The organism is Brucella sp. TWI559, assembly GCF_039674265.1.
Lineage (GTDB): Bacteria > Pseudomonadota > Alphaproteobacteria > Rhizobiales > Rhizobiaceae > Brucella > Brucella chromiisoli.
The window spans coordinates 21,266-35,740 of the sequence record NZ_JBDJNE010000020.1; the positions used below are offsets into that span (position 1 = coordinate 21,266).

The window sequence follows — 14,475 nt, forward strand, 5'->3', positions numbered from 1 at the left end:
TATCTCGCTCTGTCGACCATTTCTATTGGAAAGCTATATGTCTGAAATGTCCCTTTTTTCGAAAGCTGAGTTGCCTCGTCCGAGCCTTACAATTGAGGACGCTGCCGATATTCTTGGCTCAGTTTACGGGCTGGAGGGCGAGTTGCGCGAGCTTGGCAGTCAGCAGGACCGGAACTTTAAGGTTGGCATTGCTGGTGAAAGCTATGTCCTCAAAATCAGCCGCAGCGAATATCCGCGCGTTGAACTCGAGGCACAGAATGCGATTTTGCAGCATCTCGCTTCAAAGCAGGGCGATGGCTTCGATAGTTCATTTGTTATTCCCAAGGTCATTCCTTGTCAAAACGGCGAGTTCATAGGTGCTGCCACCGTTGGAGCGGAAAATTATCATGTTCGTCTGCTGAGCTTTATCGAAGGTGAAACGCTGACGGCGCGCAAATATTTGAACGGTACTGCGATTGAAGCGCTTGGTACCCTTGCAGGCAATGTCGCGTACGCTTTGGCAGATTTTTTGCATCCAGGCGCTGTGAAAAAATCACCGTGGGATCTGGCTTATGCTGAAGCGACGATACCTTTCTTGCTGCAGGATAGTGATCTCAGCTCGGTTGCCGCCCCCATTTTTGCAGCGATGGAGCAAGTACGAAAGCGGCTTGACCCTATAAAGGCGGGTTTACGTGTTCAGGTTATCCACCATGACATCACGGATGATAATGTTGTTGGCCGTAGAGAGCTCTCGGGGTCTTTCTTGCCATATGCGGTCATTGATTTTGGGGATATGACCAAAAGCTGGCTGATTGCCGAGCTGGCGACAACATGCGCATCGTTGCTGCATCATGGAGGCAGAGACTCTTTCTCAATTCTTCCAGCTGTGAAGGCGTTTCATGCCGTCTGTCCGTTGGAGAAAGAAGAGCTTGTCGCCCTTTGGCCTTTGATTGTCGCGCGTGCCTGTGTGTTGTTTGCAGCATCGCATCAACAACTTAGACTTGATCCGGGTAATGATTATGCAGCGGCCAATGCTGCACATGAACGGATTATCTTCGAGACAGCGACTTCAGTGTCATTCGAATTGATGGAAAAGGCAATATTCCTCTCGCTGGATATTGATGTAGAGGCCAAGCGCCACGCCAAAAAGAAATCTATCATTCCGAGTATCGATTTAATATCTGCAGCGCTGGTCGATCTTTCGATTGATAGTTCCGCCTTCGTGGCTGGAAACTGGAATTCCAGCAATATAGAACAGCAAATTTTGCTTGATGCCGCTCGTAAAGCGGGATGTAGCCTGACGAGATATGGTGAGTATCGATTAACACGCACCCGGATTAACAGCCGCACTGAACCAGAAAGCTTCGCACTGCATATTGCAGTTTGTGTTCCCGCAGGAACGGAGATTGTTGCGCCTTTCGATGGGAGTGCGGATTTTGCTGATGGGTCTCTCATTTTGCGAAATGGTGAGAGCAATCTACATTTGAGCGGTTTGGACATACGTGATGGATTAGCGCACTCGCTATCTTCGGGTGATGTGCTCGGTGTGGCTCGCAATGATCAGGACGGCTTGGGCATCATTTACGTTCAGCAGTTCGAAACTGTGTCTGATGCGCTGCCGCAATTCGCCAAACCATCGCAGGCTACTGCATGGTCTGAACTTTGCCCATCTCCCGCAGGGTTTCTTGGCTTACCCATCGACGCATCTTCAAAGGAATCCGCGTTACTGCTTGAGAAACGCTACAAAAGTCTTGCCGGTACGCAGAAGCATTATTACGAAAACCCTCCGCAAATTGAGCGTGGCTGGAAAGAGCATTTGTTCGATACGGAGGGACGCGCGTATCTCGATATGGTCAATAACGTGACCACTATCGGTCATGGTCATCCGCGCCTTGCTGAAAATGTTTATAGGCAGTGGTTGAAACTCAATACCAATTCACGCTTCCACTATTCAGAAGTGGCTGATTTTTCAGAACGGCTTGCCGCACTGGCACCTGAAGGGCTGGACACAGTTTTTCTAGTCAATAGTGGTTCCGAGGCAAACGACCTGGCCCTGAGACTGGCATGGGCCTGGAATGGTCATCGTAATATTGTCTCGCTGCTGGAAGCCTATCACGGCTGGACCGTGGGAAGTGATGCGGTATCCACTTCAACCGCTGATAATCCGAATGCGCTTGGAACGCGTCCTTCATGGGTGCATCCAGTCGTTTCCCCGAATACCTATCGCGGACATATGACTCCCGAACAATATGTCGGAACTGTTCTCGACAAACTCTCGGAGCTTGATGCGAAAGGCGAGGGGCTTGCAGGTTTTATCTGTGAACCGATTTACGGCAATGCGGGCGGAATTCCACTTCCCACCGGCTATCTGAAGAGGGTCTATCAGGAAATCAGATCACGAGGCGGGCTTTGCATCGCTGATGAAGTGCAGGTTGGTTACGGCCGTACGGGCCACCATTTCTGGGGCTTTGAGCAACAGCAGGTCGTGCCGGACGTCATCACTATTGCAAAAGGCATGGGCAATGGACACCCCCTTGGCGCAGTGATTACGCGCAAGGAAATTGCTGATACGCTGGAAAAGGAAGGCTATTTCTTTTCCTCTGCCGGAGGCAGTCCAGTCTCGTCAGTCGTTGGAAATACTGTCCTCGACATTATGGAAGATGAACAACTTCAAGCCAATGCACGTAAGGTCGGCGACCATCTCAAGGGGCGTCTGGAAGGTCTCAGACAGCAATATTCCTTGATAGGTGCTGTTCATGGCATGGGGCTTTACATGGGGTTGGAATTTGTCAGGGATCATGTTTCGTTGGAGCCTGCTACCGAAGAAACGTTGGCTCTATGTGATCGACTGCTCGAACTTGGCATCATCATGCAACCGACAGGTGATCATCTGAACATTTTCAAGATCAAACCCCCTCTTTGTCTCACACAGGAGAGTGCTGATTACTTCGCGGATACACTGGAATCGGTACTTCAAGATGGATGGTAACAAGAAGAATAAGGCGGTAACCGGTGTTCTGGCCCCACATTCTGTTTGATTTTATGTTCTGTCATTGAGAGTTAGCGAATGAACAGAACGTAGCTTCTCCATGAAGCCTCGAACGGAGTTTCTCTCAACCGATAAGAGTAAGCGTGACAGTCATGGCCATTGGCCAGCTGATATAAAAGCTCGGATTGTTGCGGAAAGCTTGCGCCCCGGCTTGAGCGTTCAGGAAGTTGCGGATCGTTATGGCGTTCGTGCAATTATCTGTTTTCATGGCGCACGCTGGTACGTCAGGGCAAGCTTTTGCTGCCTTCGCTCGAAGATGATACGGAGTTTGCAGCAATCGTTGTAGCGGAGCCGGCTGTGTCGCAAATTTTCACAGGTTAAAAGGGGGCTGATCTGTTGACGCAATTATCCTGCGATGTCAATCGGAACGGAATATTCACCCCTTTTACTTATCCAATATTAACCCCCTGATTACGGATTAGCACTTGGCCTGCCCGACGCTGGCCGGGTTGCAAAGGGTAGGCCAAGTGCGGGTGATTAGCTCTTTCGGCTTTAGCCTTGAGAGCGGTTTTTAAAGCGCCATGAATTGTTGCCTGTCTCTACGATTTTACAATGGTGCGTTAGCCGATCAAGGAGTGCAGTTGTCATTTTGGCATCACCAAAGACAGTGGGCTACTTGTCGAACGCCAAATTGGTCGTATCCATAATCGAGGTTCGCTTGTAGAGCTTGCTTATAAGCTGGAACAGCAATTGTCCGCCTGCCTGAGCGAATGGCAAGTAACCCAGCTCGTCGAGAATAACGAAGTCGAGACGGTTGAGATATTCTGCGGTTCGGGGGTGCGGACGAAGACTTGGACTATTAAGGAGATAGTTCATGTATTTTAATTCGTTATCATTTGACAGTGTCGAAACTTTCAGCAAATTATTCAGTTCTAAAACCTATTTAATGCAAAACTATCTATTTCGTGAACGGGTTGGCGCAACTCGATCAGGTCTGCAACAACACGTGCTATTCCGGGACCAATCCCAAATCCGTGGCCACTCATTCCGGTTGCGATTGTTAAGCCGCTAATTGGCGCGTTATCAACGACCGGTAAGGCATCAGGCATTGTATCGATCATACCAGCCCAGCTTCTTATGATACGCGGCTTGTTTGTTTGAGGGAACGCCTTTGTGAACTGTTTCAGCACACGGTCGAGTTCTCTCTGGTTCGGTTTGGGGTTCAGAATCCGGCACCGTTCGAATGGAGTCTCATCGTTCTTTGACCATCGTCTTGCTGTTCGCCATGCGTCAGGATAATTTTGCGGAGCAGCAAGTTTAAATCGTGTGCTCGTGAAGTCTTCACGCAATTGCGGTATATAAGCGCAAAAGTTTCTGAAGGCGTCTGGTCCTATGAAGAAGTCATGTGTGGACCATGGTGTCAATGTGTATCCACCATCAGCGCGCCGACGAAACGCTATCTGGTCATCCCCCGCAGCGCCATCGTGCAGCGAGTTCATAGGTTCGGTCTGCATCACGGAAGACACGACAGAAAGCTGTGGGATACGTATGTCATGCCGTTTCAAGAACAGTGTGCTCCAGGCGCCAGCCGCGACAAGCACGCGCTCGCATCTTACATAGCCTTTTTCGGTAACGACGCCCTGCACCTGATTATTAGTGATATCCAATGTCCGAACCGCACAGTTCTCGCGAATAAGGACGCCATCTTCTGCTGCAACCTGAGCAATTGTTGGAACAGTCAGAAATGGTTCCGCCATTGCATCTGATGGCGTAGTCATTCCCCCCATCCAAGCCATACTGTCCGGCACCATAGTTCTGACTTCACCCTGAGACAGCATACGCGTGTCGATACCATAGGAGCGTGCGCCTTCAAGCCAGCGAGTGAATTCTTCAAGCTTTGTTTGATTGCGCGCCAGATAGGTGATGCCATTCTGACGAAAGCCGATTTTTTCGCGAATTTTCTCGTTCAGACCTTTCCAGAGATGAATTGCGTCCATCATGATCGGCAGCTCTGCGTAATCACGCCCCTGCTGGCGAATCCAGCCCCAGTTGCGGCTGGATTGTTCGCCGGCGATCCGCCCTTTTTCACAAACAAGGACTTTTAATCCGCGCTTTTGAAGTTCCCAGGCTGTCATGACGCCGATTATGCCGCCACCAATAATAGTGACATCGACGGCCTCGGGGAGAGGACCGTCGAACTGCGCTGGATTGTTCATATTGATTGGGAATTCGGACATTGAAGTATCAAAATCTCTCGGGACTATAAGGAGCCAGATCGATAGCTGGCTTTTGTTCGCTGATGAGCTCATTGACGAGTCTGGCTGTTATTGCAGAAAGGGTGACCCCCAGATGCCCATGGCCAAAAGCGTAGATGACATTCCGGTATTTGCCTGATCTGCCGATGACGGGCAGTGTGTCGGGGGTCGATGGACGATGCCCCATCCATTCAGTGGCGGGTTTCCATGACTTGAGAGCCGGCACGACGTCGATCGCTTCCGGCAGCAAACTGCGAATGCGTTTGTAATTCGGCGGCGCTTTAAGGCCTGCGAGTTCATCGCCGCTCACCAGACGCAAACCGTCATGCATTGGTGACAGAACAAACCCCTTGCCGGGTAAGATAACCGGTCTGCGTAACAATGTCTCCGATCCCGGACCGAAACTGATGTGGTATCCGCGTTCGCTTTCAAGTGAGACACGATCACCGAGCTGTTTGGTCAGTGTCGTGGACCATGCACCCGATGCGATGACGATACGATCAAAGCGCTTGTTCAGGGACTCTGATTTCAGCAACACGCCGTGTTCTGACGGCTGAACCGAGGTAATAGTGTCACGAATGAATGTCGCACCAAACTTCTGAGCTGTTTCAAGATAAATCTGAGCGAGTTTCTGCGGAAAGCGGACATTACCAGCATTTGGTTGGTAAAGGCCTTTATAGCAATATGCAGGGTCAAGTGCAGGTTCAAGATCCAGAAGTGCTGAACGATCAAGAACTGTGTGTACGACACCATGGCGGCTCATAAGCCGACGCTCAAGAGCCGAACCTTCGAAATCCTTGCTGTCACTATAGACTTTCAGCCAGCCTTCTTGCGTGAGCATGTCGCTTGCTGAGGCAATTGCGGCAAATTCCTGATGCGCTTTCAGTGCTTCTGAAACAAGCGGATGCATTGCTGCTGCAATTCGATCGACAGCTTTCGTTGTACCAGCTGTGATGAAGCGCCTTATCCACGGCAATGCTGCGATTGTATGATGAAGCCGCAAGACTGCTGGTGCATTGCGGTTGAACATATAGCTGGGCAAAGACCTGATAACAGCGGGTGTTGCTGTCGGTGTTATTGACCCTGTGACAATGGCTCCCGCATTACCATAGGATGTTCCGGTGCCCGGCTCTTCATTGCCGAATATGGTAACACTATAGCCAGCTTTGCTCAGTGCAAGCGCTGTGCTGCAGCCAACAATTCCAGCGCCAATGATGGCAACAGAAAGCCGCTCACCGCTTTTCTGACGATGCTCCATGATAATCAATCTATCTCAATTGCGTGATGAACCGGATCGCGTCAGTGGTGGAGAACCTTACTCAGGAAGTCGCGTGTGCGCTCATTCTGAGGGTTTCTGAAGAAGTTCTCTGGCTCACCGCTTTCAAGGATTGCCCCACGATCCATGAAGACAACACGATCAGCAACACTTCTGGCGAAGCCCATTTCATGGGTGACGACCATCATCGTCATGCCTTCTTTGGCGAGACTAACCATAACATCGAGCACTTCATTGATCATTTCCGGATCCAGTGCGGAGGTGGGTTCATCAAACAACATAATTCTTGGCTGCATACAGAGAGAACGTGCAATAGCCACACGCTGTTGCTGGCCACCAGACAACTGGCTTGGGTAATTGTTCATGCGATCAGCGAGGCCGACTTTAGCCAGTAGTTCTTTGCCCCGCTTTTCCGCCTCAGCTTTTGATAATCCCCGCACATGAATAGGTGCAAGTGTTACGTTCTCCAGCGCCGTCTTATGGGGGTAGAGATTGAATTGCTGGAAGACAAAGCCGACTTCCATTCGCAATTCACGCAAGGCTGCATTCTTCGCGCTGAGATCAATACCATCGACGATCAGTTTGCCTGACTGGAAGGCTTCCAGTCCATTAACGCATCGGATCAGCGTGCTTTTACCTGAACCGGAAGGACCGCAAACCACGACGACTTCGCCTTTGCTGACTGTCAGATCAATATTGTTAAGCACGTGAAGCGCGCTGCCGAACCATTTGTTCAGACCCTGAAATTCAATCATTAGACCTGTCCAGTTACAAAATAGGAGACTGAGTGCCGCGCTCTATACGACGCGAGAGATAAATCATCGGATAGCAGACGATGAAGTAGCCGATGCCAACAACGCCAAAGACGAGCAGACCGTTGGGGATGTTCTGAACGATCATCCATCCTGAACGTGTGAGATCCATAATTCCGATAGCAGAAACCACGGAGGAATCCTTCACAAGCAGAATGAACTGTCCCACCAGAGATGGCCTTACGATGCGTAATGCCTGTGGCATGACAATTAATCGAAGCTGTTGCGCATAGGTGAAGCCTGATGCAATCGCAGCTTCTGTCTGCCCGCGCGGAACAGCCTTAATGCCGGATGCAATGATTTCGCCGATAAAGCAGGCTGACAGGTTGGAAAGCGCGATCACTCCGGCGTTAAACGCCGACAGCTCGATACCGATTGATGGCAGAATGAAGAAACAGATGAAGACCTGTACCAGAAACGGTGTGCCACGAAACAGATCAATATAAAGCCCTGTTATGCCCGACAGCCATCGATTGGGGCTTGCGCGAAACACACCAAATATCAGGCCCACAATGACCCCGATGATCAGAGAGAGTAAGGATAGCGAAACGGTCATTCCGAGGCCCTTCAAAAGAATGGGCCAGAAATTCCATAAGCGTTCGACTTGAAACCAAAACATATGCGTCCCCTGTTATCTTTCCGGCATGCGGTTGAAGCGCGACCATGTTCCGGCGAGTGCTTTGAGGAGATAGTAGATCAGCAGAAATCCAGCGGCAGTTACCGCGAAGCCCTCGACAGGCATGAAGCGATCAAGCGCGATTTGCTGCCCGACACGGGTGAGTTCAACAACGGAAATCAGCGAAAGAAGCGAGGAGTCTTTCACCAGCACGATTGCCTGACCGATCATTGGTGAAATCGTTGGCCTGACCGCCTGAGGAAGGACAACGAGCCTCATTCGTTGCAGATAGGTGAAGCCGGAGCTTAATGCAGCTTCAAACTGTCCACGCGGAATAGAGAGAATGCCTGAGCGAATAATCTCAGCCACATAAGCTCCCGAGTTCAGTGAAAGAGCTATAATGCCAATCACCATCTCCGGAAGGACTATGCCAAGACGTGGCAGGCCAAAATAGAGGAAGTAGAGTTGTGCAAGCAGAGGCGTCGCGCGGATAAGATCGATATAGGCAATGCCGATCCTGCGCAGCCAACGCACAGGCTGAATGCTTAAAGCACAAGCGACGATGCCGATGATCAACGCGCCGGTAAACCCTGCGGCGGACAACATCAATGTATTCAGAAAACCCTGCCAGAGTTCAGGCAGATATTCCGATATGACTCTTATGTTTAGATTGCCAAACATGGTTCACCGGTAACATTCGGATTTTGATCGAAGGTGCAGGATGAACGGTTCCTGCACCTTCATTGATATTAGTGATCAGCCTGCCACTTGTTAGAATTGACCCAGTAATCGAGGTTTTCTTTCAAGCGACCATCAAGCTTGATGTTGTCGAGGAACAGGTTTGTCCAGATCATCAGATCCTGCGAGTCGTATCTGACGGCATAGGCAAGAGGTTCTGAGCTGAGCATCTCAGAAAATACTTCAAACGTACCTTCTGGGTAGTTCTGAACCTGTGCAGCAACCGCTGTGTTATCATTCACGCCACACTGGGCCTGACCGGATGCGACCGCATCAAGCACCACGGTGCCACCACCCTTGAAAGCCTTGACGGTTGCTTCAGGGAAAAACTTAGGCATGTTTTTTTCGGCAGTTGATCCGAGAATGACAGCAACAGTCGTTCCTGGCTTTTTGCAGTCTTCAACGCTTTTGAAGTCACCACCAGCAGCTGTGAAAGCGACTGATCCGACGTGAATCCATGGCTGGGTAAAAGCTACCTTCGTTGCGCGGCTCATGGTGGCTGTCATATCGGCTGCCAGAATGTCAGCTTTGCCTGAAAGCAGCGCCGGAATAAGGCCATCCCAATCGAAATCAAGATATGTAACCTTGACGCCCATTTCCTTGGCCATAAGCTCGGTCAGGTCAATCGCGCTGCCCGCACGGTTGCCATTCTTGTCCATGAAGGAATAGGGAGGACCCTGTGTCTGAACAGCGACGCGCAACTCGCCACGAGCAATAATATCGTCAAGCGTTCCCGCATAAGCAGGCGTGGTCTGTGCCGCAGTTCCCATCAGCGCAATAAACATAGCGGAAGCCATTAGCGCATTGATTTTTTTCATCATTTCTTGAGTTCTCCCTCATTTGAGCAACAGTAGTTCGTGTCCGCGCAAGGCGGCCAATTCCAATGGTCATTTTGTCTTTGGGTTAAGGAGCGGGTTTGTCGCTCTCTTCATCTTCCCATACGCCGCCTGGCAAACTCAGCCACTTGTTATGGGCTTTCATGACAACAAAAGTTTCGCTGCCCTGAATGACACCGGGTTCAGCCAAACCGGGGAGCAGTTCGCTCGTCACCCGGTATAGTTCTTCCATGTCGCCCTCAAACAGCACCTCGCACAAAAGATCGTATCGGCCAGTTACGATGCTAACCGATGTCACAAATGGCAGTTCGGACATCTTCCGGGCAATTTCATTCAGGCGTCCATGTCCATTGGCATGAATGCCTAAAATAGCAACGATAAGCTCAGGACGCTCCGAGACATTAACAACGCCTGCAATCCGGAATAGCTTATTTTCGATCAGGCTTTTGAGGCGCGCGCGGATCGTTGGCGGGCTAAGCTCCAGACGTTCAGCAATCTGATTGGCACCATCGCGTGCATCATCTGACAGAAGCTTAACAAGCTTCCTATCAATTTTATCTAAAAGTGCACGCATTGAGTTTCCCCTTTATTATTTTTATGAGGCATTGATATTTCAATGTCGCACATATCGTCAACTTAAATTTTCCATTCGAGAAAAATAATTGGTAATATTTTTCATTTGGAATTTTTCGCTGATGCGCAGTGATAATCACTTATCGAATTTGGCATCGCTATGGAACTGTAGGGTCTGTGCCAAAAGTAGCGCCGGGCCACACATTGCCGTAAGTTTTCGCAAACGGTGGCGACAAGGTGGCGACTTTGAAAAGATCAGACACGATCGCTAAAAGAAGGAAATAGTTAACTGATTGAATTTTCGGTGAAATATGGTGCCGCTTAGCAGACTCGAACTGCTGACCCCATCATTACGAATGGCGTTTCTATGAACTGGCTGTTGTTTTCCACATCTTCAATGAGTTTTATTTATCCATATAAAACAATAACTTAATCCCATACGGTGCTTTCGCATGTTTTCTCCACCCTTTCGGTGTTTTCGTTTTTGTGGTGACACTATGGTGACACGAAATCGCACTGATGGGGTCAAGCATTGCCAAAGCTTACAAAGACAATGATCGATAATGCAGAGATTAGGGAAAAGCCATATTTTCTCTGGTGTTCGGAATTGCCCGGCTTTGGTGTCCGAGTTTTCAATACTGGCAAAAAATCATTCTATGTCGATTACTATAATCAAGCTGGTCAACGGAAGCGAATGTCGCTCGGCGGTTTTGGCAAGCTGACCGTGGATGATGCACGAAAAATGGCGCGTATCAATCTTAGTGATGCGTTGCGCGGTGATGATCCCGCCTTGGAGCGCAAAACAAGGCGAACATCGCTTACGGTTACAGAACTTTGCCAGAACTACTTCGAACTTGCCGAAAAAGGTTTGATAATAGGGCGAAGGGGTCAGCCTAAGAAAAAAGCATCAGTGGATACCGATCGTAGCATGGTCTCCGCCCACGTATTACCTTTGCTCGGAACCAGATTGGTTGCGGACCTTAAGCGTGCAGACATTGTTAAATTCATACGTGATGTTTCAGCTGGTAAAACCGCTAAAGCGAAGGCAAAATCCGGAAAACTGCGCGGAAGGGTGCAGGTGTCTGGTGGAGCCGGTTCTGCAACAAGAACGGTCGCGGCGCTGGGTGCTATCCTTACCTATGCCGTCTCCGAAGGCATCATTGAAATCAACCCTACTCATGGCGTCAAAAAGCCAGCCATTGGAAAGCGCGACAGACGGCTGAACCCAGATGAATATGCAGCGTTCGGGAAAGCTCTAAAAGAAGCTGAAGGCGATGAAACAAAAGCTTGGCAAGGGGTCATGTCATTACGGCTGGCGGCTTATACTGGCTGCCGTATTGGTGAAATCGAGAAGCTACGCTGGTCGGAAGTTGATTTCGAAAATTCAGTGCTGAAGCTGGAGGATACAAAAACCGGAAAGTCGGTTCGCCCCCTTGGTAGTCCGGGCGTTGAGCTTTTAAAGGGGCTGGAGCGCGATCCTCAGAACGAATATGTATTCCCCGCAAAGCGTCTAGAGAACAGGCCTTACGCGGGTCTCAAGCGGTTCTACCGTGCATTGTTCGAAGCGTCAGGATTTGACGATGTGACGCCTCACGTTCTGCGCCATTCGTTTGCAAGTGTGGGTGCTGACCTCGGATTTTCAGATAGCACCATCGGCGCGATGCTTGGTCATACTGGAGGCGGGATTACCAGCAGGTACACACACCGCCTTGATAGTGTGCTTGTCGCAGCAGCGGATAAGATTGCTCAAGAAGTTGAAAAGCAAATGGCCGGGAAAGCCCCGGCCAAATGATCAGCGTTCAGAAGTCGAGCGGACGGTAGGCGATAATCGTTCATTGGCCCATTTGTCCAAATCATCTTTGTGGTAGAGCGGGAACCGGCCAACGTACTGCATCGCTGGACCGCCGCCGACACTGGCGAGCTTTTCCAATGTTGCATAAGCAATATCAATGCCGTGCGTGATCCGCAGGTAATCCGGTACGTCTTTCCGACGAAGGCGAGGGCGATCAATCATACTGCTCATGTCAAAACTCCCCTACCTTGCGCATGAGATAATCATCAATGATGTATTCATATCGATAGACGATTTCACCGCCCCGAAGGGGTATGCGAGGCGAGAAGCGGAAACATCGCCCATCGTTCGGATCATCGTAAGCGCTCCAACGAACGACGCTCAATATCTTAACGTTGTCACCGTCTAAGACCTCATATAGCCCGTCGCCCTGCCATTTGCTGGCGACAGGATCCGAAACGATTTGCATCATGGCTTCACTGGTGACCGCTGTTACTGCTGGAATGGCAACAGCAGCGCTTACGACAGGGAAAAGCTTGAGAAAAAAGCGCCGGTTCATATCTCTGCGCCCTTCTGCTCGTTCCAGCCTGTCACTTTCTCTAAATAGATCAATGCGGCCCGTAATGGCTCCGTGGCAATATCGCTAATGAGGGCTTGTTCAGCGAATGCCAGTCGTATTGCTTCGCGCACATCTTCAAGGCTTTCTGCGGGTGCGTCCCATTTTTCGAGCCTTTCCATAGGTGGGCCGTAGGTTCCGGCGATAGCTGCTTCCTCGTCGGGGTAATCAAGCTTCTCCCATCCCTGAAAAGCAACGCTTCCGGCCAGATACTCGTTGATTGCATCAGAGAGATTAGACCGCATTCGTGTTTTTGGGGCTAATCGTTCAGCCTTGTTCAGCACGTCGCGGACAGGGCCAAGAATATCAAGCGCTACGAACATGGTGCCGCTCAATGCCGTCAGTACGTTATTGTCGAGAAACGAATGCCCCTGCAAAGCCGCATGGACGGTACGCAACAAATCCATACCCATTTCCATCTGATCTATTGGCAGTCTTGTTTGTGACGGCGTGGTGATGTCTGGCAACGCACTCATGCTGCACCTGCCGTTTCTAAGCCTAAAAGAACGTTGGTGGCCAGATGTTCAGCGTGTTCCAGAACTTTCGCGAGGTCTGCCGGAATAGTTCTCGCATAATTTCCATCGTCTTCTTCAAGAAAATACGTAGCAGCGCGGCAAATGTTGAGTAGGGAGCAAAGCGTCAAACCAGCCTCAAAGGCTGCTTTGATTTCGTTTTCGCTTTTAGACAAGCCTTCGGCGTTAGCCGGAATGTTCTGTTCCGTCATTGGATTTCTCCAGGGATTTGAAAGGGTGGAGCGCGGCTGATCGCGCTCGCTGCTATTCTTCAGGAAAGGGTCGCTTGCCTGTAACGCTTGATTGCAGTTTGCAGCCTGCGCTTTGCATTTCGCTCGTCATTCTTGGCGGCTTCGAATTGCTCATATTCACGCTTTGTGGCAACCATCATCTGAACCCATTCGAGACTGTCACGCTCGACATGCTCTATCTGGTTCTTGTTCTTCCATTTGTTGTAAGCATAGAGAAGAACTTTGCGATCTGCTTTGCGCTGGCTCTCGAACTGATCAACGTCCAGCGCTCTCGATGCGATATCCGTCAATAGTGAGTAGCTGCTTGGGTCAAAGTTCATTTGCTTTCTCCCTTTACGAGACGAAAGCGGCCCTCGATGTAAGGATGCGTGCACATTGTAGGTGTGACCTGTACGCATTCAGAGACAAATCGTTTAAAAATCGCGGTTATTTCTTTTTTCGCATAGCCAGAATAGTGCGCTCCATCGGCGTCCAGATGAGTATTCCGGACAAGAACCCTCACGGTGGGAGCGTATGGCGTGTCGCGGACAACCGTCGTGCTGATCGCATGAGAGAGCCCGTAGGTTTTACCGATACGTTCTCTAATGCGCTCAATAGACTCGCAATCGGTCGGCATCTTGTCGAGGATGACGTGCGCATTCGAGACGATTTTCATTTCGTCCCTGACGGATTGGAGCTCCGCAGCCTGAGCTGCCTGCCGCTGTTCAATCGCGACCATCGTCTGGGCGCTGTGAAGAAACATTTCGGCTGGGGTTAGTGGCCGCTGCGTTGCGTGCAGTGCTTCCTCAAGCTCTCGCATGCGAGCAATGACCTTCCGACGGAGGAGGGCGCTGTACCCTAGCAGCAAAGTCTCAGTTAGTTCGCGATCAAGGAGATATTCGGTTTGGTCGCGATTTCGACTGTCTTGATAAATGTGAGCAAATTTGCTCACATCTTCTTTGAGCTCTGTCAGCATTTTCTCAATGTCACGCGTCACGTCTGGGTGACGCTTTTTCGTAAGCGTTGCGATTTCACGGCTGGACATGCGAATGCCGTTGCCGTTCTGTGCGCCTAGATTTCCGGGTAAACCCGTGCTATATGAATGATCAGTCACTTTATGGGTCCTAACCTTTTGTGACATGTCCGTCGTCGAATGATTTGAGACTATTTGTGCTTTTGAAGATTGGAGTTTCCGGCTCGGTTTGGGGGTTGATTTAAGCCGCTTTGGCCTGGTGGTTCAAGCGGCGTTTT

16 protein-coding genes, 1 tRNA gene and 1 pseudogene are annotated in these 14,475 nt (G+C 50.2%); 2 read left to right on the forward strand and 16 right to left on the reverse strand.

All coding sequences use genetic code 11. From position 1 onward, the window contains the following. Nucleotides 1–37: 37 nt before the first annotated feature. A complete protein-coding gene (locus tag ABE530_RS17290; RefSeq protein ID WP_499695348.1) occupies nt 38–2,968 on the forward strand; it encodes an aminotransferase in 2,931 nt (976 codons plus the stop codon). 124 nt (nt 2,969–3,092) lie between these two features. Here the strand turns inward: ABE530_RS17290 and ABE530_RS17295 are convergent, their stop codons facing one another. The 10 genes and pseudogenes from ABE530_RS17295 to ABE530_RS17340 all read right to left on the reverse strand — a co-directional run bounded on the left by ABE530_RS17295 (nt 3,093) and on the right by ABE530_RS17340 (nt 10,451). Further along, nucleotides 3,093–3,236 (reverse strand): hypothetical protein, encoded by a 144-nt coding sequence (locus tag ABE530_RS17295; protein WP_499695349.1) that lies wholly within the window; start codon nt 3,234–3,236, stop codon nt 3,093–3,095. A 284-nt stretch (nt 3,237–3,520) separates the two neighbouring features. Then, nucleotides 3,521–3,802: pseudogene (locus ABE530_RS17300) on the reverse strand (ATP-binding protein); the annotation flags it as partial. A 98-nt stretch (nt 3,803–3,900) separates the two neighbouring features. Further along, nucleotides 3,901–5,205 carry an NAD(P)/FAD-dependent oxidoreductase gene (locus ABE530_RS17305; protein WP_499695350.1) on the reverse strand — a complete coding sequence of 435 codons (1,305 nt, stop codon included), beginning with the start codon at nt 5,203–5,205 and terminating at the stop codon, nt 3,901–3,903. A gap of 7 nt (nt 5,206–5,212) precedes the next feature. Then, on the reverse strand, nt 5,213–6,481 hold the full coding sequence (locus ABE530_RS17310) for an NAD(P)/FAD-dependent oxidoreductase (protein ID WP_499695351.1): 1,269 nt from the start codon (nt 6,479–6,481) through the stop codon (nt 5,213–5,215). Nucleotides 6,482–6,522: 41 nt separating this feature from the next. Beyond that, the gene (locus ABE530_RS17315; protein ID WP_339512488.1) at nt 6,523–7,254 is read right to left on the reverse strand and encodes an amino acid ABC transporter ATP-binding protein; all 732 of its coding nucleotides are present in this window, start codon (nt 7,252–7,254) and stop codon (nt 6,523–6,525) included. Nucleotides 7,255–7,267: 13 nt separating this feature from the next. After that, a complete protein-coding gene (locus tag ABE530_RS17320) occupies nt 7,268–7,930 on the reverse strand; it encodes an amino acid ABC transporter permease (protein ID WP_499695352.1) in 663 nt (220 codons plus the stop codon). 12 nt (nt 7,931–7,942) lie between these two features. After that, nucleotides 7,943–8,608, reverse strand: coding sequence for an amino acid ABC transporter permease (locus ABE530_RS17325; RefSeq protein WP_499695353.1), 666 nt, complete (start codon nt 8,606–8,608; stop codon nt 7,943–7,945). Between the two features lie 68 nt (nt 8,609–8,676). Then, nucleotides 8,677–9,486, reverse strand: coding sequence for an ABC transporter substrate-binding protein (locus tag ABE530_RS17330; RefSeq protein WP_499695354.1), 810 nt, complete (start codon nt 9,484–9,486; stop codon nt 8,677–8,679). Between the two features lie 82 nt (nt 9,487–9,568). Next, nucleotides 9,569–10,075, reverse strand: a complete 507-nt coding sequence (locus tag ABE530_RS17335) for an Lrp/AsnC family transcriptional regulator (protein ID WP_499695355.1) — start codon at nt 10,073–10,075, stop codon at nt 9,569–9,571. A 311-nt stretch (nt 10,076–10,386) separates the two neighbouring features. Continuing rightward, nucleotides 10,387–10,451 (reverse strand) — tRNA-Tyr (locus ABE530_RS17340). A gap of 155 nt (nt 10,452–10,606) precedes the next feature. On the opposite strand from ABE530_RS17340, the gene ABE530_RS17345 reads away from it, so the two are divergent. Further along, the gene (locus ABE530_RS17345) at nt 10,607–11,866 is read left to right on the forward strand and encodes a tyrosine-type recombinase/integrase (RefSeq protein ID WP_499695356.1); all 1,260 of its coding nucleotides are present in this window, start codon (nt 10,607–10,609) and stop codon (nt 11,864–11,866) included. Here the strand turns inward: ABE530_RS17345 and ABE530_RS17350 are convergent, their stop codons facing one another. The 6 genes from ABE530_RS17350 to ABE530_RS17375 are packed head-to-tail and all read right to left on the reverse strand — an operon-like array spanning nt 11,867 to nt 14,338. Beyond that, nucleotides 11,867–12,097, reverse strand: a complete 231-nt coding sequence (locus ABE530_RS17350; RefSeq protein ID WP_499695357.1) for a hypothetical protein — start codon at nt 12,095–12,097, stop codon at nt 11,867–11,869. A 1-nt stretch (nt 12,098) separates the two neighbouring features. Beyond that, nucleotides 12,099–12,425, reverse strand: coding sequence for a hypothetical protein (locus ABE530_RS17355; protein WP_499695358.1), 327 nt, complete (start codon nt 12,423–12,425; stop codon nt 12,099–12,101). Next, nucleotides 12,422–12,958: a hypothetical protein gene (locus tag ABE530_RS17360; protein ID WP_499695359.1), complete on the reverse strand. Its 537-nt coding sequence runs from the start codon at nt 12,956–12,958 to the stop codon at nt 12,422–12,424. Before ABE530_RS17360 ends, ABE530_RS17355 begins: the two co-directional genes overlap by 4 nt. After that, nucleotides 12,955–13,206: a hypothetical protein gene (locus tag ABE530_RS17365; protein WP_499695360.1), complete on the reverse strand. Its 252-nt coding sequence runs from the start codon at nt 13,204–13,206 to the stop codon at nt 12,955–12,957. The genes ABE530_RS17360 and ABE530_RS17365 overlap by 4 nt, the downstream gene beginning before the upstream one ends. 59 nt (nt 13,207–13,265) lie before the next feature. Continuing rightward, a complete protein-coding gene (locus ABE530_RS17370) occupies nt 13,266–13,565 on the reverse strand; it encodes a hypothetical protein (protein ID WP_499695361.1) in 300 nt (99 codons plus the stop codon). Next, nucleotides 13,562–14,338: a Rha family transcriptional regulator gene (locus ABE530_RS17375; RefSeq protein WP_499695362.1), complete on the reverse strand. Its 777-nt coding sequence runs from the start codon at nt 14,336–14,338 to the stop codon at nt 13,562–13,564. Before ABE530_RS17375 ends, ABE530_RS17370 begins: the two co-directional genes overlap by 4 nt. Nucleotides 14,339–14,475: the final 137 nt, after the last annotated feature.

Coding starts and splice junctions, on each gene's coding strand:
- ABE530_RS17315 (WP_339512488.1), bottom strand. CDS start 7,254: ATGATTGAATTTCAGGGTCTGAACAAATGGTTCGGCAGCGCGCTTCAC.
- ABE530_RS17320 (WP_499695352.1), bottom strand. CDS start 7,930: ATGTTTTGGTTTCAAGTCGAACGCTTATGGAATTTCTGGCCCATTCTT.
- ABE530_RS17310 (WP_499695351.1), bottom strand. CDS start 6,481: ATGGAGCATCGTCAGAAAAGCGGTGAGCGGCTTTCTGTTGCCATCATT.
- ABE530_RS17325 (WP_499695353.1), bottom strand. CDS start 8,608: ATGTTTGGCAATCTAAACATAAGAGTCATATCGGAATATCTGCCTGAA.
- ABE530_RS17365 (WP_499695360.1), bottom strand. CDS start 13,206: ATGACGGAACAGAACATTCCGGCTAACGCCGAAGGCTTGTCTAAAAGC.
- ABE530_RS17360 (WP_499695359.1), bottom strand. CDS start 12,958: ATGAGTGCGTTGCCAGACATCACCACGCCGTCACAAACAAGACTGCCA.
- ABE530_RS17295 (WP_499695349.1), bottom strand. CDS start 3,236: ATGAAAACAGATAATTGCACGAACGCCATAACGATCCGCAACTTCCTG.
- ABE530_RS17370 (WP_499695361.1), bottom strand. CDS start 13,565: ATGAACTTTGACCCAAGCAGCTACTCACTATTGACGGATATCGCATCG.
- ABE530_RS17335 (WP_499695355.1), bottom strand. CDS start 10,075: ATGCGTGCACTTTTAGATAAAATTGATAGGAAGCTTGTTAAGCTTCTG.
- ABE530_RS17355 (WP_499695358.1), bottom strand. CDS start 12,425: ATGAACCGGCGCTTTTTTCTCAAGCTTTTCCCTGTCGTAAGCGCTGCT.
- ABE530_RS17305 (WP_499695350.1), bottom strand. CDS start 5,205: ATGTCCGAATTCCCAATCAATATGAACAATCCAGCGCAGTTCGACGGT.
- ABE530_RS17330 (WP_499695354.1), bottom strand. CDS start 9,486: ATGATGAAAAAAATCAATGCGCTAATGGCTTCCGCTATGTTTATTGCG.
- ABE530_RS17290 (WP_499695348.1), top strand. CDS start 38: ATGTCTGAAATGTCCCTTTTTTCGAAAGCTGAGTTGCCTCGTCCGAGC.
- ABE530_RS17350 (WP_499695357.1), bottom strand. CDS start 12,097: ATGAGCAGTATGATTGATCGCCCTCGCCTTCGTCGGAAAGACGTACCG.